The organism is Herbaspirillum sp. 1173 (assembly GCF_031455335.1).
Taxonomy (GTDB): Bacteria; Pseudomonadota; Gammaproteobacteria; order Burkholderiales; family Burkholderiaceae_D; genus Herbaspirillum; species Herbaspirillum huttiense.
Window position 1 is genome coordinate 129,408 of sequence record NZ_JAVDSP010000001.1, and the last position, 23,101, is coordinate 152,508.

Annotated in this window: 17 protein-coding genes; 13 read left to right on the forward strand and 4 right to left on the reverse strand. The window is 60.9% G+C overall.

Annotation, left to right across the window (positions count from 1 at the left end; genetic code table 11):
• Positions 1 to 247 precede the first annotated feature (247 nt).
• The 8 genes from epsL to J2X56_RS00705 all read left to right on the forward strand — a co-directional run bounded on the left by epsL (position 248) and on the right by J2X56_RS00705 (position 10,345).
• Entirely contained in the window at positions 248 to 1,438 is a 1,191-nt protein-coding gene (gene epsL, locus J2X56_RS00670; protein WP_134135224.1) for an XrtB/PEP-CTERM-associated polysaccharide biosynthesis outer membrane protein EpsL, read from the forward strand.
• A 10-nt stretch (positions 1,439 to 1,448) separates the two neighbouring features.
• Positions 1,449 to 2,858 (forward strand): undecaprenyl-phosphate glucose phosphotransferase, encoded by a 1,410-nt coding sequence (locus J2X56_RS00675; protein ID WP_051057491.1) that lies wholly within the window; start codon positions 1,449 to 1,451, stop codon positions 2,856 to 2,858.
• 90 nt (positions 2,859 to 2,948) lie between these two features.
• A complete protein-coding gene (locus J2X56_RS00680; RefSeq protein WP_134135226.1) occupies positions 2,949 to 3,917 on the forward strand; it encodes an EpsD family peptidyl-prolyl cis-trans isomerase in 969 nt (322 codons plus the stop codon).
• Positions 3,918 to 3,994: 77 nt separating this feature from the next.
• Positions 3,995 to 4,780 carry a polysaccharide export protein EpsE gene (gene epsE, locus J2X56_RS00685; RefSeq protein WP_039786590.1) on the forward strand — a complete coding sequence of 262 codons (786 nt, stop codon included), beginning with the start codon at positions 3,995 to 3,997 and terminating at the stop codon, positions 4,778 to 4,780.
• 72 nt (positions 4,781 to 4,852) lie between these two features.
• On the forward strand, positions 4,853 to 6,250 hold the full coding sequence (gene epsF / locus J2X56_RS00690) for a chain length determinant protein EpsF (protein ID WP_121039630.1): 1,398 nt from the start codon (positions 4,853 to 4,855) through the stop codon (positions 6,248 to 6,250).
• Positions 6,251 to 6,298: 48 nt separating this feature from the next.
• Positions 6,299 to 7,177, forward strand: coding sequence for a chain length determinant protein tyrosine kinase EpsG (gene epsG / locus J2X56_RS00695; protein ID WP_051156604.1), 879 nt, complete (start codon positions 6,299 to 6,301; stop codon positions 7,175 to 7,177).
• Between the two features lie 30 nt (positions 7,178 to 7,207).
• Positions 7,208 to 8,851, forward strand: a complete 1,644-nt coding sequence (xrtB, locus tag J2X56_RS00700) for an exosortase B (protein WP_310157329.1) — start codon at positions 7,208 to 7,210, stop codon at positions 8,849 to 8,851.
• A 78-nt stretch (positions 8,852 to 8,929) separates the two neighbouring features.
• Complete coding sequence (locus tag J2X56_RS00705; RefSeq protein ID WP_310157332.1) at positions 8,930 to 10,345, forward strand: O-antigen ligase family protein; 1,416 nt, start codon at positions 8,930 to 8,932, stop codon at positions 10,343 to 10,345.
• A 59-nt stretch (positions 10,346 to 10,404) separates the two neighbouring features.
• On the opposite strand, the gene J2X56_RS00710 is transcribed toward J2X56_RS00705, so the two are convergent.
• On the reverse strand, positions 10,405 to 11,808 hold the full coding sequence (locus tag J2X56_RS00710; protein ID WP_121039638.1) for an Atrophin-1 multi-domain protein: 1,404 nt from the start codon (positions 11,806 to 11,808) through the stop codon (positions 10,405 to 10,407).
• 511 nt (positions 11,809 to 12,319) lie between these two features.
• On the opposite strand from J2X56_RS00710, the gene J2X56_RS00715 reads away from it, so the two are divergent.
• From J2X56_RS00715 to J2X56_RS00735, 5 genes are all read left to right on the forward strand, one after another.
• Positions 12,320 to 13,510, forward strand: coding sequence for a glycosyltransferase family 2 protein (locus tag J2X56_RS00715; protein ID WP_121039641.1), 1,191 nt, complete (start codon positions 12,320 to 12,322; stop codon positions 13,508 to 13,510).
• 10 nt (positions 13,511 to 13,520) lie between these two features.
• Entirely contained in the window at positions 13,521 to 14,681 is a 1,161-nt protein-coding gene (locus tag J2X56_RS00720; RefSeq protein ID WP_310157336.1) for a WecB/TagA/CpsF family glycosyltransferase, read from the forward strand.
• A gap of 133 nt (positions 14,682 to 14,814) precedes the next feature.
• On the forward strand, positions 14,815 to 15,948 hold the full coding sequence (locus J2X56_RS00725; RefSeq protein WP_039788631.1) for a sugar phosphate nucleotidyltransferase: 1,134 nt from the start codon (positions 14,815 to 14,817) through the stop codon (positions 15,946 to 15,948).
• Complete coding sequence (locus J2X56_RS00730; RefSeq protein ID WP_310157339.1) at positions 15,948 to 17,375, forward strand: mannose-1-phosphate guanylyltransferase/mannose-6-phosphate isomerase; 1,428 nt, start codon at positions 15,948 to 15,950, stop codon at positions 17,373 to 17,375. Before J2X56_RS00725 ends, J2X56_RS00730 begins: the two co-directional genes overlap by 1 nt.
• Before the next feature lie 710 nt (positions 17,376 to 18,085).
• Complete coding sequence (locus J2X56_RS00735) at positions 18,086 to 19,423, forward strand: lipopolysaccharide biosynthesis protein (protein ID WP_204725381.1); 1,338 nt, start codon at positions 18,086 to 18,088, stop codon at positions 19,421 to 19,423.
• 112 nt (positions 19,424 to 19,535) lie between these two features.
• Here J2X56_RS00735 and J2X56_RS00740 read toward each other — a convergent pair whose 3' ends face one another.
• Genes J2X56_RS00740 through J2X56_RS00750 form a run of 3 tightly spaced genes read right to left on the reverse strand, consistent with a single transcriptional unit; the run spans position 19,536 to position 22,863 of the window.
• Positions 19,536 to 20,465, reverse strand: coding sequence for a beta-1,6-N-acetylglucosaminyltransferase (locus tag J2X56_RS00740; RefSeq protein ID WP_310157343.1), 930 nt, complete (start codon positions 20,463 to 20,465; stop codon positions 19,536 to 19,538).
• Positions 20,462 to 21,460, reverse strand: a complete 999-nt coding sequence (locus J2X56_RS00745) for a polysaccharide pyruvyl transferase family protein (RefSeq protein WP_310157346.1) — start codon at positions 21,458 to 21,460, stop codon at positions 20,462 to 20,464. Before J2X56_RS00745 ends, J2X56_RS00740 begins: the two co-directional genes overlap by 4 nt.
• Positions 21,457 to 22,863 (reverse strand): lipopolysaccharide biosynthesis protein, encoded by a 1,407-nt coding sequence (locus J2X56_RS00750; RefSeq protein WP_134135231.1) that lies wholly within the window; start codon positions 22,861 to 22,863, stop codon positions 21,457 to 21,459. The genes J2X56_RS00745 and J2X56_RS00750 overlap by 4 nt, the downstream gene beginning before the upstream one ends.
• Positions 22,864 to 23,101: the final 238 nt, after the last annotated feature.

The following is a 23,101-nucleotide window of genomic DNA, read 5'->3' on the forward strand; positions in this document are numbered from 1 at the left end:
ATTGCCGCTTTTGGATGGGCGCGTATCCTTGTTGGTCTGCTTTCTGACCGGCAATGTTTTGCATAAATTTTTGCCTAAATTTCGAAAATGATGCATGATTACTTCTAATTTTTTTCGTGTTGCACTGCAACAATACGGACTCCAAATATTGCCATTGTTTTAAAAGTAAAACTAGAAAAAGAAAGGGCTCTGATTCGTGAAGCCATGGCAGTTTCGCATTAGCAGCGGGCGCAGGACTCAAGTGCAGATGTGCGCTCTGCTGGTGTCCGTGACATGCCCGCTGGCGTACGCAGCCGACCCGGGCCAAGTGGTCGTGCCGTATGTGCAGTACAGCTACTTGCATGATGACAACGTGCTGCGCCTGAGCGGACCCGACGCCGCCGTGTCGGCGCTCGGTGCGCCAAAGTTGTCCGATTCGGTGCAGAGCCGGACTGCCGGCCTGAAGCTGGACCGTGAGCTGAGTCGCCAGCACGTGACGCTGGACGCCAGCGCGACAAAGAATACGTACGATTATTTCTCGCAGTTTGACAATGATGCGCGCGATCTGAAAACCAACTGGAGCTGGTTTTTGGGGGAACGCTTTTCGGGCGACATCGGCTATGTGTATTCCAAGTCGCTCACGCCCTTCCAGAACTTCCGGATATTGGGTCTGAACATTCGCACCATGCAGACCAAATATGCAACGCTGGCATGGCAATTGCACCCGGACTGGACAGTGCGCAGCCAGGTCTCGCATTTCGCGCTGGGCTACGACCTGAATACGCAGCAGGCCAACAACTTCAGTCAGAACCTGGCTGAACTGGGTCTGGATTACAACCCGCGCAGCGGCAGCGTGGTCGGCGTGCAGGTGCGCAAGACCGACGGGCGGTATCCGAATGACGTGCTGGTGGGTACCGAGTCCATCAACAACTCATTTACTCAGGAAGACTACAAGCTCAAGGTGATCTGGCTGTACAGCGCCAAGACCAAGCTGCAGTTCCTGGGCGGCCTGACCCAGCGGGATCGCAAGTCGCCCACGGGTGGCGGCGGTTACCGCGGTTTCAATGCGCGTCTGGTCGGCGACTGGGCCGTCACTGGCAAGACCGGTTTCGTGGCCAACCTGTGGCGTGAAATTGGCGGCGTCAACGACGTCGATGCGAATTTCGCACTGACCACCGGTGCCAGCCTCGGTGCGACCTATCTGCCGACGGCCAAACTGCGGGTGGAAGGTCTGGTGGATGTCGAACGGCGCAACTACAACGGTGCCTCCATCGTCACCGGCGTGACGCCATCGAGCCGCCGGGACAGCTACGAGAAGGCCAGTTTGAGCTTGACGTATGCGCCGACGACCTCCTTGTCGATCTTGTTGGCGGTCTATCGTGAGAACTTGCAATCGAACATCAGCAACTTTGGCTACGTGTCCAACGGCGTATCACTGACTTCGCGCTATGAATTCTGAGGCTCCAAAAATGAGTGACCTGCATGACGGTCTGCCGTTGGCCAATGTCAAGGCCAATACCATCACGATGGTATTCAAGCGCTTTGTCGAACCAGCCCTGATCGTGGCTTACCTGTGGGTGCTGGTGCGCCTGCACGGTCATGCATTCAACGGGGATTATTGGGTGCTGGCCATCATGGCGTTTTTCCTCTCCTCCTATTTCTTCACCGAATTCCACGAGCGGCGTCTGCGCCGCAACCCCAAGGGGCCGTCGATCATTTCGCCCGTCCTGGACTGGCTGGCGGTGGCAGCGGTGCTGGTCGTGGTGGCGTATATCTGTGAGTTCTATCAGCAGTTTTCGCTGCGCGCGATTTTCTTCTGGGTGGTCACCACGCCGGTGGGCCTGATCATCTCCCAGCAATTGCAGTCGCGCGTGATGCGCGACTTGCACAGCAAGGGAGAAGTGCGCAAGGCCATCATCATCGGTGTCAATCCGGCCGCGCTGAAGCTGGCGGATCGCGTCGAGAAATATCCTTCGCTGATGATCAAGCTGATGGGATTCTTCGACGACCGCGAGCTCAATCGCCAGCCGGCAGGTACCTTCACGCCGCTGCACGGCAAGATGTCGGACGTGGCTGCGTACGTGCGCGAGAACAACATCAACATGGTCTACATCAGCATGCCGATCTCGGCGCAGCCGCGCGTGCTGCAGATGATCGACGAGTTGCAGGACACCACGGCCTCGATCTACTTCATTCCCGACATCTACATCTTCAACCTGATCCAGGCGCGCTTCGATTATGTCGGCGGGATGGCGGTGATGGCCATCTGCGAGACGCCCTTTACCGGTACCAACAACATCGTCAAGCGCATCAGCGACCTGGTGCTGGCCTCAGGCATCCTGCTCATGCTGCTGCCGGTGATGATGGTCATTGCCCTGTGCGTCAAGCTGACCTCGCCTGGCCCCATCATCTTCAAGCAACGCCGCTACGGGCTGGATGGGGAAGAGATCGTGGTCTACAAATTCCGCTCCATGACGGTCATGGAGGACGGCGGCAAGGTCACCCAGGCCACCAAGGGCGACATGCGCCTGACCAAGATCGGCGGCTTCCTTCGCTCCAGTTCGCTGGATGAATTGCCGCAGTTCTTCAACGTGCTGCAGGGACGCATGAGCATCGTCGGTCCGCGCCCGCACGCAGTGGCCCACAACGAGTTGTACCGCAAGCAGATCAAGGGTTACATGCTGCGCCACAAGGTCAAGCCGGGCATCACCGGCTGGGCCCAGGTCAACGGCCTGCGCGGCGAGACCGAGACGCTGGACAAGATGAAAGCGCGTATTGAATTCGACCTGGAATACCTGCGCCGCTGGTCGCTGATGTTTGACCTGTGGATCATCTTCCAGACCGTGCGCATGGTGATCAAGCGCGATAACGCTTATTGATGGACAAGGCCTTCTCGCAGGGGAGGGGCAGCAAGCACCGGCCGCGGTGGCCGGCAACAAGTGACACAGAAAAGAAGAGAGCTTGGTCAAATGAAAATCGGGAAGGCAACAGTTTCATGGCAGCACAATGTCGCGGCGAAGGCGCTGGTCTCCGCGATGCTTCTGGTGGCATTGGCCGCCTGCGGCGAGAAGAAGGCCGCGTCAGGTTCCAGCCAGGTGGTGGCCATTGTGGACGGTCAGGAAATCACCATTCACCAGGTCAACAATGAGTTGGCCAAGACCGGCGGCACGCAGGTCACCAAGCAGCTGCTTGACGGACTGGTGGCGCGTCAGCTGATGATCAACGCCGCCAGGAAGGACAAGCTCGACAACGATCCGGCCGTGGTGGCCGACATGGAGCGGGCACGCAACCTGGTGCTGGCGCAGAGCTACGTGGCCGGCAAGCTGAAAGCCCCGGTTCGCCCGTCGGATCAGGAGATCGAGGATTTCTATCGCAAGAATCCCGATTGGTTTGCCCAGCGCAAACAATATGAATTTGCCCAGTTGATCATCGCGGGGACCAGCCTCACCCCCGAACTCAACGCCCTGATGGACCAGCCCGGCAAGCGCCTGGACGATGTGGTCGGCTGGCTGGATTCGCACCGGGTGCAGTATGCGCGCCAGCAGGTGGTCAAGACTTCGGCGGATCTGCCGCAGCAGATGAATGCCAGCCTCAAGACCATGGAGCGCGGCACCATGTTCGTGGTGATCGAAGGACCGACGGCCATCCTGACCTCCTTGCAGGACGTCAAGAATGTGCCCATGACGCTGGCGGTGGCCTCGCCCCAGATCGCCCAGTATCTGGTGACCCTGCAGCAGAATCAGGCATCCGAGCAGTTGGTGGAACGATTGAAGAAGGACGCCAAGATCGAGCTCACCGAGCAGGCCAAGTCGTTCAAGGATCTGAGCGCGGCGGCCCCGGCGGACAAGGATGGCGCAGCCGCGCAGGGTAGCCCTGGCAAGGATGCTGCTTCAGCGGACAGCGAGGCGATCAAGCGCGGCGTCGCCGGTTTCAAGTAAGCATGGATCAACAACGGGCGTGCAGCGCCTGAATCAAGAACCTCAAGAACCTGATGTATTGCGGAGTAATGACGATGATGAGAAAAATAGTATTCCTGCTGATCGGTCTGATGCTGTCCAGCGTGAGCCTGCTTGCGCAGGCCGACGATATCCTGCTCGGGCCGGGCGACGTGATTCGCGTCAAGGTCTATGGCAGCGATGACCTCAGCCTGGAGACCCGCATCAGCGAAGCCGGCGTGATCAGCTTCCCGCTGGTGGGCGAAGTGAAGATTGGTGGCCTGTCCACCGCCCAGGCCGAGACCAAGATCGCCGGTCTGCTCAAGAAGGGTGGCTATCTGGTCAACCCGCAGGTGAACATTCTGGTCACCGTTCCCCAGAGCCAGATGGTGTCTGTGCTGGGACAGGTGTCCAAGCCGGGGCGCTACCCGCTGGATGGCAAGCGCAACGTGGCGGACGTCATCGCGCTGGCCGGTGGCGTGACGCCTGATGGCGGCGACGCCGTGACCATCGTGCGCAAGAACGGCGGTGCGGTCAGCAAGCAGCTGGTGGACATCTACAGCATCACGCACAGCGGCGACACCTCGGAACTGCCGGAGGTGCAAGCCAATGACGTGATCTATGTGGAGCGTTCGCTGCGTTTCTACATTTACGGTGAAGTGCAGCGTCCGGGCATGTACAAGCTGGAACGCGGCACCACGCTGCTGCAGGCGCTCTCCGTGGGGGGCGGCCTGACCCAGCGCGGTACCGAACGCGGGCTGGTGGTCAAGCGCCAGGTGGATGGCAAGCTGGAGGAGCTGCACTTGAACAAGGACGACCCGCTGCAGGCCGACGACGTCGTCTATGTCAAGGAAAGCTGGTTCTGATCCGGCACCCGGCTGCAACGCACATGATTTCCCATTTTGCTATCGCAAACGCCAACCAGGAGGCGTGATCCCATGAATCTTTCTCAATTTGTTCTGATCCTGCAGGCCCACCTGCGGGTGATCCTGCTGATCCTGTCGATCACCGTTCTGGTGGCGCTCGGTATCAGCCTGACCCAGTCCAAGCAATACAAGGCGACCTCGTCGGTGGTGCTGAACTACAAGGCCTCCGATCCGGTGACCGGCCTGGTGGTCGCGCCCCAGGCCTTGCCCGGCTTCATGCCGACCCAGGTAGCCATCATCAACAGCCCGTCGGTGGCACTGGCTGTCGTGGACAACCTGAAACTGGCGCAACAGCCTGCGGTCAAGGCTGCCTTCGACGCCCAGAATCATGGCGATATGGATATCCGCAACTGGCTGGCCGGCGTGCTGCTGGCAAAACTGGATGCGGTGGCCTCCAAGGAAAGCAGCGTGATCGACATCACCTTCCGCGCTGATGATCCGCAGTTTGCGGCACTGGTGGCCAATGCCTTCGCGGCGGCCTACCAGCAGGTCAGCATGCAGCTGAAGCTGGACCCGACCCGCAAGGCGTCGTCCTACTTCAACGACCAGACCAAGCTGTTGCGCGATGCCTATGAGCAGGCGCAGGCCAAGCTGTCGAAGTACCAGGAAGAGCATGGCATCACCAATCTGGACACCCGTACCGATGTCGAAAACAACCGCCTCAACGACCTGTCGACCCAGCTGGTGATGGCCCAGTCGGCCTTGGCCGAGGCGCAGTCTCGCAGCCGCCAGGCCAAGGCCGGTGGCGCTGCCGAATCGCCGGACGTCAATGCCAGTGGCCTGATCCAGACCCTGAAGTCCAACCTGGCCATCTCCGAAGCCCGCTTCGAGCAGGCCTCCAAGCGCCTGGGCGTGAACCACCCGGACTACCTGGCGGCCAAGGCCGAGCGTGATGGCCTGCGCGCGCAGCTGGCCAATGCGAGCGCCGCCATCTCCGCCTCGGTGGGCGGCAATGCCACCATCCTGGCCAAGCGTGAAGCCGAGATTCGTGCCGATTTCGAAGCGCAAAAGCGCAAGGTGCTGGAGATGAACCGCACCCGTGACGAACTCGCCGTGCTCAGCCGCGAACTGGAAAGCGCCCAGCGCGCCTACGAGATGACCTCGCAGCGCTTCGCCCAGACCAGCCTGGAAGGGCAGTCCAACCAGTCGGATATCTCGTTGTTGTCGGCCGCCGTCCCGCCGGTCAATCCGTCGAGCCCGCGCATCCTCATCAACCTGATCCTGGCCGTGTTCGTCGGCGGCATCCTCGGCGTGATGACTGCGCTGGGCCTGGAGCTGACCAATCGCCGGGTACGTTCCGAGCAGGACCTGGTGGAAGAGCTGGGGCTGCCGGTGCTGGGTTCGATCACTCGCCCGGTGACAAGCTCGTCTCGCCGCCGCTTCGGATTCGGACGCGGCAAGCCCGCCTGATCCGGGCCCGTTTTCATCGCCAATAAAAACAGATACCGCGGGAATAACATGACTACAGCAACGTTGACATTCACTGAAGGCACCTCGCTGCCGAACCGCTCCATCGGCGCCATCCTGGTCGACAGCGGCAAGCTGACTCCCGAGAATGCGGAACGCATTCTGCGTCTGCAGCGCGAGCGCGGCATGCGCTTCGGTGACGCCGCCATCCAGCTCGGCTTGCTGACGCAGTCCGATATCGATCAGGCCTTGTCGCGCCAGTTCGACTATCCCTATCTTCTCAAAGGCGAAAGCAAGGTCAGCGAGAAGGTGGTGGCGGCCTACAATCCGTTCAGCAAACAGGTGGAAGCCCTGCGCGCCTTGCGCAGCCAGCTCATGGTCCGCTGGTTCGACATCGACGGCAAGCACAAGGCGCTGTCCATCGTCAGCCCGGCCAGCGGGGAAGGGCGCAGCTTCATCGCCTCCAACCTGGCCGTGGTGTTCTCGCAGCTGGGCGAGCGTACTCTCCTCATCGATGCCGACATGCGTCAGCCCTGCCAGCACGAGCTGTTTGGCCTGGATAACCGCAACGGCCTGTCGGGCGTGATCGCCGGCCGCTGCAGCGCGGCCGATGCGCTCCAGCGCGTGCCGGATCTGCTGGACCTGTCGGTCTTGCCCGCCGGTCCGACCCCACCGAACCCGCAGGAATTGCTGGGCCGTCCCAACTTCACGCAGTTGCTGGGCGACCTGGTACAGGACTTCGATGTGATTCTGGTCGATACCCCGTCTGGCGGCCAGTATGCCGACGGCAACATGATCTCGGCACGCACCGGTGCCAGCCTGGTGGTAGTGCGCACCAACATGACCCACATCTCGGCCGTCCGTACGCTCACCGACAACCTGACCAGCGCACACGTGGCCGTCGTCGGCAGCGTCGTCAACGAGTTCTGATCTCCCGACCCTCCTGACGAGAACTGCAAGATGACTGCCCAGACCCTGCGCCCCATGCGTCAACAGCCATTCTCCGGCCTGCCCTGGCTGGTGGTGGCGGCGGGCCTGGCGGCCATGTACGTCCCCAGTTTCATTGACCTGTTCCATGGCGTGTGGGGCACCGAGCGCAATGCGCACGGCCCGATCGTGCTGGCCGTCGCGTGTTGCTATCTGTTCGTGCGGGTGCGCCAGCTGCATCAGGACGGGCTCATCGAGCGCCGTCCGGCACCCATCGCCGGCATGGTGTTCCTGTTGCTGGGCTTGCTGTGTTTCGTGCTGGGCCGCTCGCAGACCGTGCTCTTCATGGAAGCGGGATCGCTGATCCCGATCCTGATCGGCATCGTGTTGCTGCAGTTCGGGATCCGTACCTGCCGCCGCCTGTGGTTTGCCTTTTTCTTCATGTTGTTCATGGTGCCGCTACCGGCCTCGGTCGTGGACCTGCTCACCCAGCCGCTCAAGATCGGCGTCTCCTACGCCTCCGAACTGATCCTGCGTCAGTTCGGTTATCCGATCGCGCGCAGCGGCGTGATTCTCTACATCGGCCCCTACCAGTTGCTGGTCGCCGATGCCTGCGCCGGGCTGAACTCGCTGTTCACCCTGGAAGCGCTCGGCTTGCTGTACATGAACCTGGTGCGTCACCAGTCGCTGTTCCGCAATCTGGTGCTGGCGGTCCTGATCGTTCCGATTTCCTTCACGGCCAATACGGTGCGCGTCATGGTGCTGGCCCTGATCACCTATTACCTTGGCGATGCCGCCGGCCAGGGCTTCCTGCACGGGTTCGCCGGGATGCTGCTGTTCTTCGTGGCACTGGGCCTGATCATCGCGCTGGATAGCCTCTTGCGCTGGATTGCCGTGCGCCATGCGGCCTGGCGCGGGCTGCCGGCGCCCGAGGCCGTGCCGCGCCAGCGCGCCGCTGCGGCCGCGCAGGACACCACGCAGTTTTCCATGAACCTGCGGCTCTCCATTGCCGTGGTGATCGCCATGGTGGTCTCGGTGGGCCTGGTGCAGTTGCTGGTGCCGCGTGAGGTCAACGTCGTCAAGAAGGGCAACTTTGCTACCGTCATTCCCACCCAGTTCGGGCAGTGGAAGGAAGTGCCGTCGCCGTTCCTGCAAGTCAACGTGGGTCTGGAGGATGGGACTGACCGCAGCACCGACCAGCCCTACGACGACGTGCTTGGACGCACCTACGTCAACAGCCAGGGACAGATGGTCATGCTGGCGCTGGCCTACGCCAAGGAGCAGACCCAGGACGTGAAGATCCACCTGCCCGAAGTCTGTTATGTGGCACAAGGATTCGTGTTGAGCGGCAAGGAGCGGGTCGCCATCCCGGTGCGGGCGGGCAGCCAGCCCGTCATGGGTTCGCGCTTCGTTGCATCCCGCCAGAACCGGGTCGAGGCGGTCACCTACTGGGTGCGCATCGGCGATGGATTCCCCAACGGTGGCCTGGCCGCACGACTGAAGATATTTGAAGACGGCATGGCCGGCCGGATCTCCGATGGCATCCTGGTGCGCGCCTCCACCCTGGTGCAAGAGGGGGCATCGCAGGCCGACGAGTTCGCCTTGCAACAGCGTTTCCTGGAAGACCTGCAGTCAGCCGTGGGTGCGGGCAACCCCGGCCTGCTGGTACCGGCGTGAGCGCCTGCGTGATGGCCGGCGTGGAATGTTCAGCAGTCGCGCAACAGGCAGGCTCGGCTTGCAGCGAAGGACAATGAAATGAGAAAAATCAATCTGGACTTGACCCAGCTGCTCATCCTGGCAGCCGGCGTCATGGTGGCCGTGCTGGTCGGCATGGTGCTGCCGGTGGCGGCAACCTTGCTGGGCGACAGCGTCGGACGTCTGGCGGCAGTGCCGGCGCTGTTCCTGCTGGGCGCCATCTTCGTCTTCAACAAGCGCTTGCTGCTGTTGCTGATCCTGCTGCTGCGCGCCTCCGGCGACGTCGTGCTGGAGTCCACGCGGGTAGGGGCCGGCGGCGGCGGTGCCGGCCTCGGCGGGGCCATCAATGCTCTGATCATTTTGATCGCGCTGCTCTTCTTCATCGAGCGGCCGCGCCTGCTGCCGCGCAAGGCGGCCGTGGCCTGGCTGATCTTCCTGGCATGGGAGGCGGTGTGCGTAGTGGTCTCGCCCAATGCTGCCGTTGGCCTGAAAACCGCGCTCTCGCTGTGCTCCTACTTTGCCGTGTTCGTCTGCGCGTTTTATATCGTGCGCACCGAGGATGACTTCCGCTTCATGGTGCGCCTGATGATCGGCTCGTCGGTCATTCCCGCCATCTACGGGCTGGTCAGCGTGGCGATGGCCGGTGGCGTGTCCGGCGGCTTCCGCCTGCAGAGTACTTTTACGCACCCGAACATCCTGGCCTTCTACCTGACCCTGATCATTTCTCTGGGTCTGTACGTCCTGAAAAGCCCGACCTTCAAGCTGAGCCAGCTGCAGCGCTTTGCCTTCACGGGCTATCTGGGCGTGCTGATGGTCTTGCTGCTGCTGACTCAGACGCGCAGTGCATGGGCGGCGGTTCTGGTGCTGTTCGTTCTGTACGGGCTGATGTTCGAACGGCGCTACCTGATCTACCTGCTGGTGCTGTGCTGCCTGTCCTTGCTGATCCCCAGCGTGCAACAGCGGATCATGGATCTGGACGGAGGCGGTACGGTGGTAGGCAACTACGCCAAGCTCAATTCGTTCGCCTGGCGCGTGCTGCTGTGGGAGAGTGCGCTGAACTGGATGTCGCCCAGCCGCTACCTGACGGGCTATGGCGTGGAAGCCTTCGGTTACTACTCGAACGTGTTCTTCCCGCTGTCAGGCAACTTCGAGTGGAAGGCACACAATGTGTTCGTCCAGCTGATTTTCGATATTGGCGTCATCGGGCTGGTCGCCTACCTGGTGCTGTTCTATCAGGCCTTCCGGGCGCTGCTGCGGCTCTATCCCAGGGATCGGCTGGGTGCGGGCATCCTGATTTGCGCACTGGTTCAATATCTGGTCGTGTCGGCCTCCGACAACATGCTCAGCTATCTGGCGTTCAACTGGTATTTCTGGATGGCGATGGGCATGGGCTGGTCGCTCTATCTGAATGGACAGCCGGCTGATAAGGAAAGGGCGGGGCAAGCGTCGCGCCTGCCCGCAGCCCCTGCTGCCTGAGGGGCCATGATGGGTGGGCTGCGCCGTGCAGGTGCAGCCCACCGCAGCGGGCCTGGCCGTTATTCGGCCTTGATCAGCTCCGCTCCGACGGTCGAAGAAGCGCCGCCGCTCTGCGCGTAAATGATCAGTTGCGGGGTGTTGGCATTCCAGACGAAGGTCGTGCTCTGGCCATTGGCCAGGTAACCGGAGTCGGTGACCACCTTGCCGACCAGCTTGTCATAGATGGTCAAGCGCAGCTTGCCGCCACCTGTGGCACGCGCTGTCAGTTTGTACTTGGCACCCATGACCGGCTTGGCCCAATCGACCGGCTGCATGCCGCGATTGGAGTAATTGACGGCAATCGTGGAAGCACTGGCGCCGGAGATCACCACCGATTGCTGCCACGAGTCGAAGGTGGCCTGGCCGCTGCCGGCTTGCAGGGTCCAGGCACCGCGCATGGAGAGCAGGTTGAGATTCTGGTTGGGCGTGAAGGCCTTGCCGTTGCCATCGATCCAGCCGCTGGCCCCGGTCACGCGGCGCAGGGCGGCACGGATGGTTTGCAGTTCGTTGGAGACGGTGGCATTCCAGCCGCCCGGGGAAGGATTGGCGCTCGATCCGATCTCGGCAAAGATGGCGAAGGGCGTGCCGTCGTTGGCGTCGATGACGTAGGCACCGTAGCGCTTGAGCGTTTCAGCGATGCGGCGCACTTCTTCGTTGGTGATCTTGGATGTGTCAAAGGAAGGCGGCAGCATCATCAGCGCGCCTTCCGGGAATGGACCGCTGTTGACCTTCGCCGCATTGACGTCGGCCGAGGTGGCCGGGAAAACGTAGGTAGGCTTGGCGCTCAGGCCGTTGTAGGTCATCGTCATGGCCAGCGCGTGCGGATAGTACTCCGGCTTGGCGGCAGCTTCGTGGATGCGGATCAGCCCGGCCGAAGCAGGAACGCCCGCCGCACGCGCGCCCTGGTAGTAATGCGCAGGATCAGGCCAGCCGGTGCCGTTCATCTTGGTCCATGCGTAGAGTCGTGCAGTCCATTTGCCGTCCTGCTGTTTCAGGCCCCAGAAGGAATGGATGATGCCGGTGGACGGGTCCGCGATATCGGCGTGAGCATCGCCGCCCGGGCCCGGCTTGGTCGCGGCCGGCCAGTGGGGAATGGTGATGTCGCGGAAGACCTCTTCGTCAGCGATCTTGAGGCTGTTGCTGCCGGTTGGCCCGGTCACGGTGACCGCCGGATCATTCGGGCTGGCGAGGAACACGCCGGTCGAGTAATCGCCGTTGGTGATCAGCGGCGAATAGGTCGATGTAGGGATGACGTCGTTGGAAAAAGTGGGATTGACCGGCCGGCTGTTCCACAGTGAATCCGCAGCGAAGGGTTTGAGGTAGCTGCCCCATTCCTGAGCCCAGACCGGTGCACTGGCCAGGGCTGTGCATCCAAGCGCCAGACATAACTGGGCTTGGCGTAGCTTGCTGAATTTTCGTTGCATGAGCATTTCCTATGAAGTAGTGGGGGTGCCGCAGGGCAAGATGCTGCCTTGGGAATCAGTCTGACGCACAAAGCGCCCAACGGTTCGGTGCCCCTGAAAAGTATAGCGAGCCTGTCGCTGTTCATGGCGTAAAAAAAGCTGAAAGCTCAGGCCAGGTTGAATGCGAACTTTTCATTTGATGGGCTCTCGAAGCGCAGCAACAAAATGTGTGCAAGTGCAGCAAATTTGTGCGGAGGATGCCGCATAATGTGAAAGATAAGGTGAGCTTTCACTCTTGATGAGACCGGTTTGGTGCCATGTGGAAATGCACATTCTGACCAAGTCGTTGACTGCCGGTTGCGTGCCACTGGCCAAACTCATCAGGAGAGCGCGGCGCCAGGGCCAGTGGCTTCTGCTGCAGGTGAAAATGCGAGCCGGGTGGTTGCGGCGAAGCCTTCGGACAGCGCCCGGCGGCACGCTGGTGGCGCAGGGCGCATGAAGGATTTTGAATCGGAAGAGACGGAAAGAGACGATGTTGATAGGACTATTGCAAACGATACTGCTGCTGTTCCTGGTGCTGCTGGCCATTCCGGTGACGGTATTGCTGGTGCAGGTGCTGGCGGCGCGGTTCGCGCGCCCCCGGTCGACGGTGCTGAGTCCGCTGCGTCCGCGCATCGCGGTGCTGGTGCCGGCCCACAATGAGGCGGGAGGGATTGCCGAGGTCATCGCCGGCATCCGTGCCCAGCTGGTGCAAGGCGACCGTGTGCTGGTGGTGGCGGACAACTGCTCCGATGACACCGCTGCCATTGCCCGCGCGAGCGGTGCCGAGGTCACGGAACGCTTTCATGATGTCTTGCGCGGCAAGGGTTATGCGCTCGACCATGGCATCCGGCAGCTGTCGCAGGATCCGCCCGACGTGGTGATCATCGTGGATGCGGACTGCTTCCTGGGTCCCGATGCGCTGGACACGGTCAGCCGCGCCGCGGTGCAGTCGGGCCGTCCGGTGCAGGCCTTGTACCTGATGCATGTGCCGCAGGAATCCGGCCCGATGCGCAAGATCGCCGAGTTTGCGTGGGTGGTGAAGAATCATGTGCGGCCCCTGGGTTTCCAGCGCCTCGGCCAACCCTGCCAGCTGATGGGCACCGGGATGGCATTTGGCTGGCAGCAGATCGGACGGGTCGATCTGGCCACCGGTCACATCGTCGAAGACATGAAGCTGGGTGTCGACCTGGCCACCGTGGGACAGCCGCCGCTGTTCTGTCCGGACGCGCTGGTCTACAGCTACTTCCCGGTCAGCGAAAGCGGTGTCAGCACCCAGCGCACGCGCTGGGAGCACGGCCATCTGAGCGTGATCCAGACCTATGTGCCCAAGCTGCTGCGGCAGTCGCTGCGCCTGCGCAATGGTGCGCTGGCGGCGCTGGCGCTGGACCTGAGCGTACCGCCGCTGGCCTTGCTGGTCATGCTCACCGGCGTGGCGTGGCTGCTGGCCTTGCTGGCCGCGCTGGTCCTGGGCGGTACGGCGGCCCTTGGGCTGGCCAGCCTGATGCTGGCCGCGCTGGTGTCGTCGGTGCTGCTGGCCTGGTCCGGGTTTGCGCGCGATGTGATCAATCTGCGCCAGTTGCTCAGCGCCGTGGGCTATGTAGCACGCAAGGTGCCGTTGTATGTGAAGTTTCTTTTCAATCGTCAGGTAGAGTGGGTGAGGTCCAAACGTGACTCTGAATGAGCCTATTGCAGTGGCGTCCGCGCCAGTGGCTGCGCAGCCCGGTGCAGTGATCGATCCGGGGCCGGATTTCTCGCGCGAGGTGTATTGCATCCTCGGTTTGCCGTTCGACCTGGTCGATGTGCAGCAAGCCTGCGCGCGCATGCATCTGGCCAGCAAGGAACGCCGCCGCTGCTTCTTGTCCACGCCCAATCTGAACTTCGTGATCGCCTGCCTGCAAGACCTGCAGTTCCGCGAAACCGTCCTGCAGAGCAACCTGTCGGTGATCGACGGCATGCCCATCGTGTGGATCGCCCGCGCCCTGGGATTGCCCTTCACCGAACGCGTCTCCGGCTCGACCTTGTTCGACGCCCTGCGCAGCACGGCTGGCCGCAATGGCGTCGATCCCATGCGCATCTATTTCTTCGGCGGCTTGCCCGGCGTTGCCAAGCTGGCCTGCGAGAAGATCAACGCCGACCGCAGCGGCATGCAGGCGGTCGGCTATGAAACCCCCGGCTTCGGCACGGTCGAGGAAATGAGCAGCCCCGAGACCATCGCGGCGATCAACCAGAGCGGTGCCGATTTCCTCGTTGTGGCACTGGCCGCCCGCAAGGGCCAGCAATGGGTGCAACGCAATCGCGATGCCCTGCAGGTGCCGCTGATGGGCCACCTGGGGGCCGTGATCAATTTCGTGGCCGGAACCGTGTCGCGTGCTCCGGTCTGGGTCCAGAAGACCGGACTGGAATGGGCCTGGCGCATCAAGGAAGAGCCGGCGCTGTGGCGGCGCTACTGGAATGATGGCCGCACCCTGCTGAAGCTGCTGTGGAGCGTCGTGATCCCGGCCGCGCGGGCGGCGCGCCGTCCGGCGCCTGCCGTCGCGCAATTTGATGCGGCCGGCATGGAACTGAAGCTGGATCATGGCACCAGTGAATTGCTGCTGAGCGGTGCCATCGGCCAGCCCAACATCGGGCGCTGGCGCTTGCTGCTGGCCCAGGCTGCGCAAGGGCAGGGGCCGGTGGTGCTGGATTGCGCGCAACTGACCTGGATCGACAGCGCCGCCGTCGGTTCCCTGATCCTGCTGTATGCAGCCTGCATGGCTGCCAAGCGTCCCTGGGCGATCATCAACCCGTCGGCGTCGCTGCGGCGGCAGTTCGAGCTGATGTGCGCACAGTATTTGCTTGAGCCCTTGCGGTGACGCCGTCCCCGCTGTCCTTATTCCTGTCCTGGACAGAGGGACTGCGGCATGAGCGATCTTCGTGCCGCGACCTGTGCCGGGCAACCGTTTTTCGATTCAACTCCATAGAGCAAGAAAGGCAAACATGAAAGCGATGATTCTCGCAGCGGGCAAGGGGACCCGCGTTCGGCCGCTGACCTACGCGCTGCCCAAACCGATGATTCCCATTCTGGGCAAGCCCGTGATGGAGTATCTGATCGAGCACCTGGTGAAATTCGGCATCCAGGACATCATGGTCAACGTCAGCTACCTGCATGACCGCATCGAGAATTATTTTGGCGAAGGCCAGCGTTTCGGCGCGCGCATCGGCTATTCCTTCGAAGGCTATGTGGATGACGACGGCCAGGTCTTCCCGGATCCCATCGGTTCGGCAGGCGGCATGAAGAAGATTCAGGAGTTCGGTGGCTTCTTTGATGAAACCACGCTGGTCATCTGCGGCGATGCGCTGATCGATCTGGACATCCATTCGGCCCTGTTCGAGCACCGCCGCAAGGGCGCGCTGGTCAGCGTGATCACCAAGGAGGTGCCGATGGAGCAGGTCTCCAGCTACGGCATCGTGGTGACCGAGCCCGACGGCAAGGTCAAGTCCTTCCAGGAAAAGCCGAAGCAGGAAGAAGCCCTGTCCAATCTGGCCAGCACCGGTATCTACATCATGGAGCCGGAAGCCCTGGAGCTCATCCCCAAGGACAAGTTCTTCGACATCGGCTCCGACCTGTTCCCGCTGCTGGTGGAAAAGCAGTTGCCGTTCTATGCCCAGAAGCGCTTCTTCAACTGGATCGACATCGGCAACGTCACCGATTTCTGGTCGGTGCTGCAGAGCGTGCTGAAGGGGGAAGTGGCGCAGATGTACGTGCCCGGTACCCAGATCCAGGAAGGTGTGTGGGTCGGACTCAACACCCGCATCGAGTGGGAAGGCACCACCATCGAAGGGCCGGTCTACATCGGAGCCGGTTCTCATATCGCAGCCGGCTCGACCATCATCGGACCGGCCTGGATCGGCCATGGCAGCCATATCTGCAGCGGCGCGAAGGTCATTCGCAGCGTGCTGTTCGAGTATACTCGCGTAGCCAGTGGCACCACCTTTGAAGACAGCGTGGTCTATGGTGCCTACAGCGTCACCCATGATGGCGCAATGAAGCATACGTCCGATCAGCCGGACGAGCAGTGGAACGACGCGCGCGACCGCCGTCTCAAACCACGGACTGGCGTGGATAACAGGAGCACCTAATGTCAATCACCAAAATCTATCCCGTCATCTTGTCCGGCGGTTCGGGAACCCGCCTGTGGCCGCTCTCGCGTGCCGCCTATCCGAAGCAGTTCCTGCCGCTCGTGAGCGAACAGACCATGCTGCAGGAGACGGTCTCGCGTGTCGGTTCCTGGCCGGAAGTCCAGGCCCCGCTGATCGTCTGCGGCAATGAGCACCGTTTCATGATCGCCGAGCAGATGCGTGAAATCGGCGTGCGCCCGCTGGGCATCATGCTCGAGCCGCAGGGCCGCAATACCGCGCCGGCCGTCGCCGCCGCCGCCTTGCACCTGCAGCGCCTCGATCCGGAGGCGGTGATGCTGGTGCTGCCGGCCGACCACGTGATCAAGGACGTGCTGTCCTTCCATGAGGCAGTCCGCCGCGCCATGGCTTCGGTGCAGCAGGGTGCGCTGGCCACCTTCGGTATCGAGCCCACGCAGCCGGAAACCGGCTACGGATACATCCTGCGCGGTGGCGCCCACGGTGCCGATACCGGCAACTTCCTGGTGGATCGCTTCGTCGAGAAGCCGGATCTGGAGACCGCCACCGGTTTCCTGAAGCAGGGCGGCTATTACTGGAACAGCGGCATGTTCCTGTTCAAGGCGCGCGATTTCCTCGCCGAACTGGAAGCCCATCGTCCGCTGATCGGTGCGGCCGTCAAGGAGGCGGTGAGCAAAGCCTACAACGACCTCGATTTCTGTCGCCTGGATGAGGCCGCCTTCGCCGCGTCCCCCTCCGAGTCGATCGACTACGCCGTGATGGAAAACACCTCGCGCGCGGTCGTGGTGCCCGCCAGCATAGGCTGGAGCGATGTCGGTTCCTGGAGTGCGCTGCACGAAGTGCTGCCGGCGGATGCCGAGGGCAACGTGGTGCGCGGAGACGTTCACCTCAACCAGGTCAAAAATACCCTGGTGCGCGCGGAAAGCCGCATGGTGGCGGTGCTCGGCGTGGAAGACCTGATCGTGGTGGAAACCGACGATGCCGTGCTGGTCGCCAATCGTGAGAAGGTGCAGGAAGTGAAGGCCTTCGTCGACAAGCTCAAGAATGCCAAGCGCACCGAGCACGTCCATCACAAGCGCGTCTTCCGTCCTTGGGGCAGCTACGAGAGCGTCGATTCCGGCGAGCGCTTCCAGGTCAAGCGCATCATCGTCAAACCGGGCGAGAAGCTGTCGCTGCAGATGCATTACCATCGCGCCGAACACTGGGTCGTGGTCAGCGGCTCGGCCCTCGTCACACGCGGCGAGGAAGTCACCCTGCTCAGCGAGAACGAGTCCATCTACCTGCCTATCGGCGTGACCCATCGCCTGGAAAATCCGGGCAAGCTGCCGCTGCACCTCATTGAGGTGCAATCGGGCAGTTACCTGGGCGAAGACGACATCGTCCGTTTCGACGACGTCTACAAGCGCGCCTGAGGTCGCCGGACCGTTACCAGGGCCTGTTCACCTTGAATCTCGCAGATTCAAGGTGAACAGGCCCTGATTCTTTTGCCTTGCAGCCGGCTTCTCCGGCAGTGGCATCAGGAAACTGCATCACGCCCGATGGCTGCCATCGGGCGTTTTCTTTTGTGCTCCCGCCAACTTTCTTCTGCTTGACGCCCCCACAGCCGCCAGATTGGTGGCGATCACCGCTTGCGCATATCCTTACATGTTGCACTGCAATATGTAAATGAGGGTTTGTCAGTATTTTGTCAGCAAATACGTACTTGGAAAACGCGAGTTTTATTAATTTGCGCGTTACTGGCTGCGGCGTCAGTGGCACGTCAGTGCGCTGTCAGTGCTTTGTCAGGAAGGGTGTTTCAAGAGGTAACAGTGCGTATAAAAACCGATCCAAGTGATTTTTTATTTGTTTCTGGACCGTTTTTTATGCGAGCATAACAATGCGTCAAGTTTGTTTTTATGACCACGAATTCTTTACTGTGCGCCGCAGCATTATGGTAAATTCCTTACCGCTCTTTACAGATGAGCTGCCGCCGTTCACAGGACTCCTGGCGTCGATGTCCGTTGCGTGCCACGCGCTTCGTGGCTCTGCCGGCTTCGTTGCCGACCTTGCGCAGCAGCTGAAGGCTTCTGCTTGTTTCTGACGCCGCTGCACGTGGTCTTCGATCCCATCAAATCCATACCCGATGTCCTTCAAAGAGATAGTCAAGTCTTCCGGAAGAACCCTGCTGACCACGGTCGGCGTGACGGTGCTCGGTTTTGCCATTTCTGTGTTGACCACGCGCATGCTGGGTCCGGAGGGGCGCGGACTGCTGTCGGGCTCATTGCTCATCATCGGCCTGTCGACGGCGCTGGGGCGCTGGGATCTGGCGTACAGCTACATCTACTTCCGCGGTACCGGGCTGTACTTCCATCAGCGGCGCTTCGTGTATCTGTCGGCGCTGGTGATCGGCGTCGGGACACTGCTGCTGGCCGCAGTAGGTGTCCGAATCAACGACAACGCCATCTTGCACCAGCACATCGCGCTCATTACCGCCTTTGCAGTGGTCACGGGCCTGCAGAATTACCTGTTCAACCTGTCGCAGCTGGAAACCTCGCTGGCCTTCCTGAACCTGACGCGCATTTCCGGAGCGATCTTCAACCTGGCTGCGCTGGGTGTGCTGTATTGGCTGTGCCGACCAGTGCAATTCGAATACATCCTGATCGGGCAAATGGTGTGTGCGCTGGTGCTCATCGCCATGTGCCTGCAGTGGTGCCGCCTCTACCTGTTCAGCGCCCGCCCGGCACCGGCCGAGCTGGCCAGCCTGCCGCGGGCGCGCACCTCCGACATGGTTAAATACGCCTTGAACCAGCACGGCACCGGGCTGGTGGCGCTGGCCATGACCTATTTCGACAAGGTCTACCTGCTCAAGGTCGGTACCATCGAGGAGTTCGGCTACTACACGCTGGCCTTCACCACCTCGCGCCTGATCGGTGCGATCCACGAGGCGATGAATACGGCCCTCTATTCGCGCTATGCCGGCAAGGAGGAGGGGGAATTGAATTCCAGCATCAACACGGCTTTCCGCTTCACGCTCGTGCCCATGCTGGTGCTGGCAGGGATTGGCTCGGTGCTGGCCCCGTGGCTGATTCGCCTGGCTTACGGCCCCAAGTTCGACTCGGTGACGCCGAGCTTCATCATCCTGATGTTTGAATGCGTGCTGTCGGGAGCTGCCTGGACCCTGGCCCAGCGTTTCAATGCCGGCGGCAAGCCTGGCCTGATTTTGCGACGCCATGTGCTGTCGCTCATCCCGCTGGTCCTGATGCTACCCTTCCTGCCGAAGGAGAACATCTCCGTCTATCTGGCCCTGCTGATGCTGCTGGGCGCGGTGCTGCGGATGATCATCACGCTGGCGATGTATCCCTACGTGCTCAAGCAACCGGTTCCGCGCCTGGTCCCGACCATGGCCGAGATTCGCAAGCTGTTCGGCATGATCAAGGCCCGATGGGAGCGTCGCCGCCTGGGCGGCAATGAGTCTGCCTGAGTCAGTTCCCGGGCGGGTTGCGTGCCTGTCCCAGGAGACTCACTGCAACTGGCGGACATGAAAAAACAGCCCTCGGCGCAGTGGCGGAGGGCTGAGATCGGCTGTCTGGTGTTCAGTGCGGGGAGAGGGTAGTCTGCGCCTTGCGCTGGTTGTTCTCCAGCAGGGTTTCGACGACCTGCCATGGCTCTTCGTTGAACTTGCGTGCAAACAGCACTTCGCCACCCGGCAACGGACAGTTGTGCCGCTCCGAAGCCATCACGACGGGCTGCGCGAAATGCGCCAGGTAGGATTGCGTCAAGGTTTCCGGGCTATCCCGTTTCGGCTGCCAGTCGGTATAGGTGATGCTTGGCTGCAGATCCTTGCCATGCTCCGAATTGCCCAGGATGGTCTGGAAAAAGAATTCATCAGGGCAGTCGACATGCTTACAGAACGACGCCAGCCGGGGGTGCTGCCGGTGGTAGTCCAGCATGTAGCGGCAAGCCTCGCCCGTCACTGCCCACCATTGGGAGCCGGCCATGGGCTGCAGTTCGCCCAGCGCCTTGCGGTAATCGCGCAGCGGCGCGTAGCGGATGATCAGGTCCTGCAACTTCCAGCGGTAACGCATGAGCGGTCTGGCCCGGCGCACCCAGTAATGGGCCAGCCGGCCGATGCGCTTGCCGTATTCTTCATTGGGCATCGGGTAGGCTTCCATGAAGTTCACATCCGCCTGGCGCTGGAAGAAGTCTTCGATATACGACCTTGGCTGGACCGGCAGCGTGCTGCCGCTGAGCAGCACTACGCGGCCGGTTTGCGGCTCGTGCTGCAGGGCCAGTTCCATCATGTTCAGCGTGGCCTGCACCAGCGAAAAATCACCCCATGCCCCGTTGATGCGCTTGTCGCAGAACAGCACCCGCGGCATCGCGCGCAGCCGTTCGAACTGCGTGATATCGGCCTTGCTGTCGATGTGCAGAACGAAAGTGGCACGCTCGCTGGAGAGTTCGGCAATCAGCCGTTCCAGCAGCCTGGGGTTGTTGTGCGCGAGGATGAGGTAGGCGATTTTCACGTCTTCTCCCGTGCCAGCGTCGTCAACGGGCTTTCTATCGTCCACTGGTTCATGTAGCTGGAGTTCTTGCCATAGTTGTTGTCGATGACGATGTGTTTCTTGTCCATAAGGCAGGCAAGGATGTGTCCGTGCAATCGATCGGTAACGACACTTTCATGATCAGCGAATAAGTCGACAGCCTTGTTCATGAACCTACGGCATACAGGTACCCAAAACCACTTGGACAAAGCCGTTAATGCACCAGGCATGCCGTAATGTTTGAGACGCCACTCCAGCTTCTCGAACACGGTGATCAATTTGCGTTCGTCACCAATAAGCTCCACCCAATCGGTTGTCGTCCGTATTGACAACTGCTTGATCACTTCTGGTGTATAGGGTTTCTCCTTGTCAACCCGTTGAATTCGGAGAACCCCTTTGGCACCTCTATCCGTGGATTTGACTGGATACAGTTGGTGAGCCATATCGGGAGCCAGATATACCTTGTCCGTAAATTCGTGCGCCAGCTTTTCAGAGACAATATCGCGCACAAAGATATGCAGATCTTGATGCGAACACATGGTTGCTACTGATTTTGCTAGAGCATCTTCGGACGAGAAAAAGAGCGTTTGCGGAAGCTGAATGATCCTGTTATTGGGAAAGGCTGCAATCAACGCTTCTCGGCGTCCGTGAATGCTGGTGTAAAGATCGCCAAAGTTCCCCCCGCCTTGAAGCACTAAAACGTCATCGGCACGAACGCGCGTGTGATCGAAATAGGGGAGTGTCGCGATCGTGCTGGGTGTTAATCCATGAATTTGAAAAAATCGAAGCGTGCCCAGCATGATAAGCAGGTCGCCGATGTTGTCGTAATCAGGAATGTCTACGAAATGGAATCGCTTCCCCTTGAGCATCCCGGCGATGATTGCGTGATGTGCCTTGAGGCCTTCCATGACTTCAGAATGCTTGTTCATTACTTGACTTTCTTGTGACGGGATCGAGAGGGGGAATGAGCGGTTCATGCGGATTCTCCTTTATGCATACGGCGTTGCCATTGTGCGCGTGCCATGGCGATGACCTTGCGGACTTCATCGGCCGAGGGGAACAGGCGTGGAATGGGTTCGCGCAGGACGTAGGGATAGATCACCAGGGTGATGGCCATGCGCAGCGACGCGCCCAGCAACATCAGCAACGCCAGGTAGACCGCGATGTTTTCGCTCGGCAGGAAGGGCAGCAGGGCGACTACCGGAACGATCGAGATGAGCTGGCGCACCAGCACCAGTCCGGGCCGGCCTGCCGCATTGAAGCGCTGGGCCAGCGTCCAGCCGGCACCCGAGATCACGCATTCGAACATCAGGATGATGAAGGTCGGCGTCACCGAGGCGAACTTGGGGCCATAGACCAGGTGGATCAGCCACGGTGCCAGTACCGCACCGAACGCGGCCAGCAGCAGCATGGGCAGCAGCGTGAAGCGGAAGGCCATGTTGATGCTGCGGCTGAGTTCTCCTTCTTCCTTGCCGGCATAGCGCGAATAAAGTGCGGTGTTCATGGCGTCGTAGAGCACCCCGATCAGACGCGAGGTGGTAAAGGCCAGCGAGTAGTAGCCGAACTCGACGATGGTCGCCACCTTGAGCAGATAGACCTTGTCGAAATTGGTCAGCGCCAGCCCGACCAGCACCGTGCCGTGCTGGTTGAAGGCGTACTTGAGCATCTGGCTGGTCTTTGCCTGCGGCGCGGCCGCTTGCTGCGGGTTCGGCGCAGCAGTGCTGAACACGTTGCTGCGTGCCCAGTTCAGGCACAGGCCGATCAGCAGCAGGGCGCATACCAGTTGCCCGATCAGGATCTGGACGAAATCGACCGGGCGCAGCAGCAGGTACAGCAAGCCCAGCGCCGTCACGTTGAGCAGCACACCGGCGATGCGGGTGACGTTGAGGAAACTCAGGCTCGGTTGCATCTGCGTCAGGTTGATCAGGTAATTCTGCAGCGCCGTGATGAGGGCGAAGCCGATGATCAGCGGCAGGTGCTCGCGCAGTTCGACGTTGTGGTTGAACATCAGTCCGACGAGGGCCAGCAGCGCGGCCAGCAGGCCGATGAACAGCGCCGACAGGAACACGAAACGTTTCTGGGCGAATTGTTGCCCGGCACCGCGATGGTAGATGTAGGTATAAGCCAGTCCGCAAGTGGCGATGGAGCTGGACAGGCTGATGATGAGCAGGGCACCGGAGAGCAGGCCGCGGCCTTCAGGGCCAAGGATGCGTGCCGTCAGTACGGAGATGATGAAGCCGATCGCGGTGACGCCGACCGTGGTGAGGAGTGTTTTGCCTGAGGATTTGACTATCTCTTTGAAGGACATCGGTCTGGACGAGTTGTAATGGTCTGGTCGCAAATACAAGAGCAGCGCGCACAGCACGCTGTTCTTGGACATTGCGTCGGGGGAGTTACCGGTGAAGAGGGTTCATGCCCTCCGTTATATTTTCACGTTGTCCGGATGAGCTTTCCGCCCGGAAACGCACGTGTGGCCTGTGTCCTGCCCCTAGCCAGCGCGTCGAATTTATCATATTGTTGCGGCGCACAGATAATATTGTGATGTGTAAATGGCGCTGATTTCAACCAGATTATTTTAAAAAATTGCTGCACTGAAAGAGAACTTTCTTTCATTTGAA

Bases quoted from the DNA above. Each gene is read 5' to 3' on its own strand.
- epsL (WP_134135224.1), top strand. From the start codon at position 248: ATGTGCGCTCTGCTGGTGTCCGTGACATGCCCGCTGGCGTACGCAGCC.
- J2X56_RS00675 (WP_051057491.1), top strand. From the start codon at position 1,449: ATGAGTGACCTGCATGACGGTCTGCCGTTGGCCAATGTCAAGGCCAAT.
- J2X56_RS00680 (WP_134135226.1), top strand. From the start codon at position 2,949: ATGAAAATCGGGAAGGCAACAGTTTCATGGCAGCACAATGTCGCGGCG.
- epsE (WP_039786590.1), top strand. From the start codon at position 3,995: ATGAGAAAAATAGTATTCCTGCTGATCGGTCTGATGCTGTCCAGCGTG.
- epsF (WP_121039630.1), top strand. From the start codon at position 4,853: ATGAATCTTTCTCAATTTGTTCTGATCCTGCAGGCCCACCTGCGGGTG.
- epsG (WP_051156604.1), top strand. From the start codon at position 6,299: ATGACTACAGCAACGTTGACATTCACTGAAGGCACCTCGCTGCCGAAC.
- xrtB (WP_310157329.1), top strand. From the start codon at position 7,208: ATGACTGCCCAGACCCTGCGCCCCATGCGTCAACAGCCATTCTCCGGC.
- J2X56_RS00705 (WP_310157332.1), top strand. From the start codon at position 8,930: ATGAGAAAAATCAATCTGGACTTGACCCAGCTGCTCATCCTGGCAGCC.
- J2X56_RS00710 (WP_121039638.1), bottom strand. From the start codon at position 11,808: ATGCAACGAAAATTCAGCAAGCTACGCCAAGCCCAGTTATGTCTGGCG.
- J2X56_RS00715 (WP_121039641.1), top strand. From the start codon at position 12,320: ATGTTGATAGGACTATTGCAAACGATACTGCTGCTGTTCCTGGTGCTG.
- J2X56_RS00725 (WP_039788631.1), top strand. From the start codon at position 14,815: ATGATTCTCGCAGCGGGCAAGGGGACCCGCGTTCGGCCGCTGACCTAC.
- J2X56_RS00730 (WP_310157339.1), top strand. From the start codon at position 15,948: ATGTCAATCACCAAAATCTATCCCGTCATCTTGTCCGGCGGTTCGGGA.
- J2X56_RS00735 (WP_204725381.1), top strand. From the start codon at position 18,086: ATGTCCTTCAAAGAGATAGTCAAGTCTTCCGGAAGAACCCTGCTGACC.
- J2X56_RS00745 (WP_310157346.1), bottom strand. From the start codon at position 21,460: ATGAACCGCTCATTCCCCCTCTCGATCCCGTCACAAGAAAGTCAAGTA.
- J2X56_RS00750 (WP_134135231.1), bottom strand. From the start codon at position 22,863: ATGTCCAAGAACAGCGTGCTGTGCGCGCTGCTCTTGTATTTGCGACCA.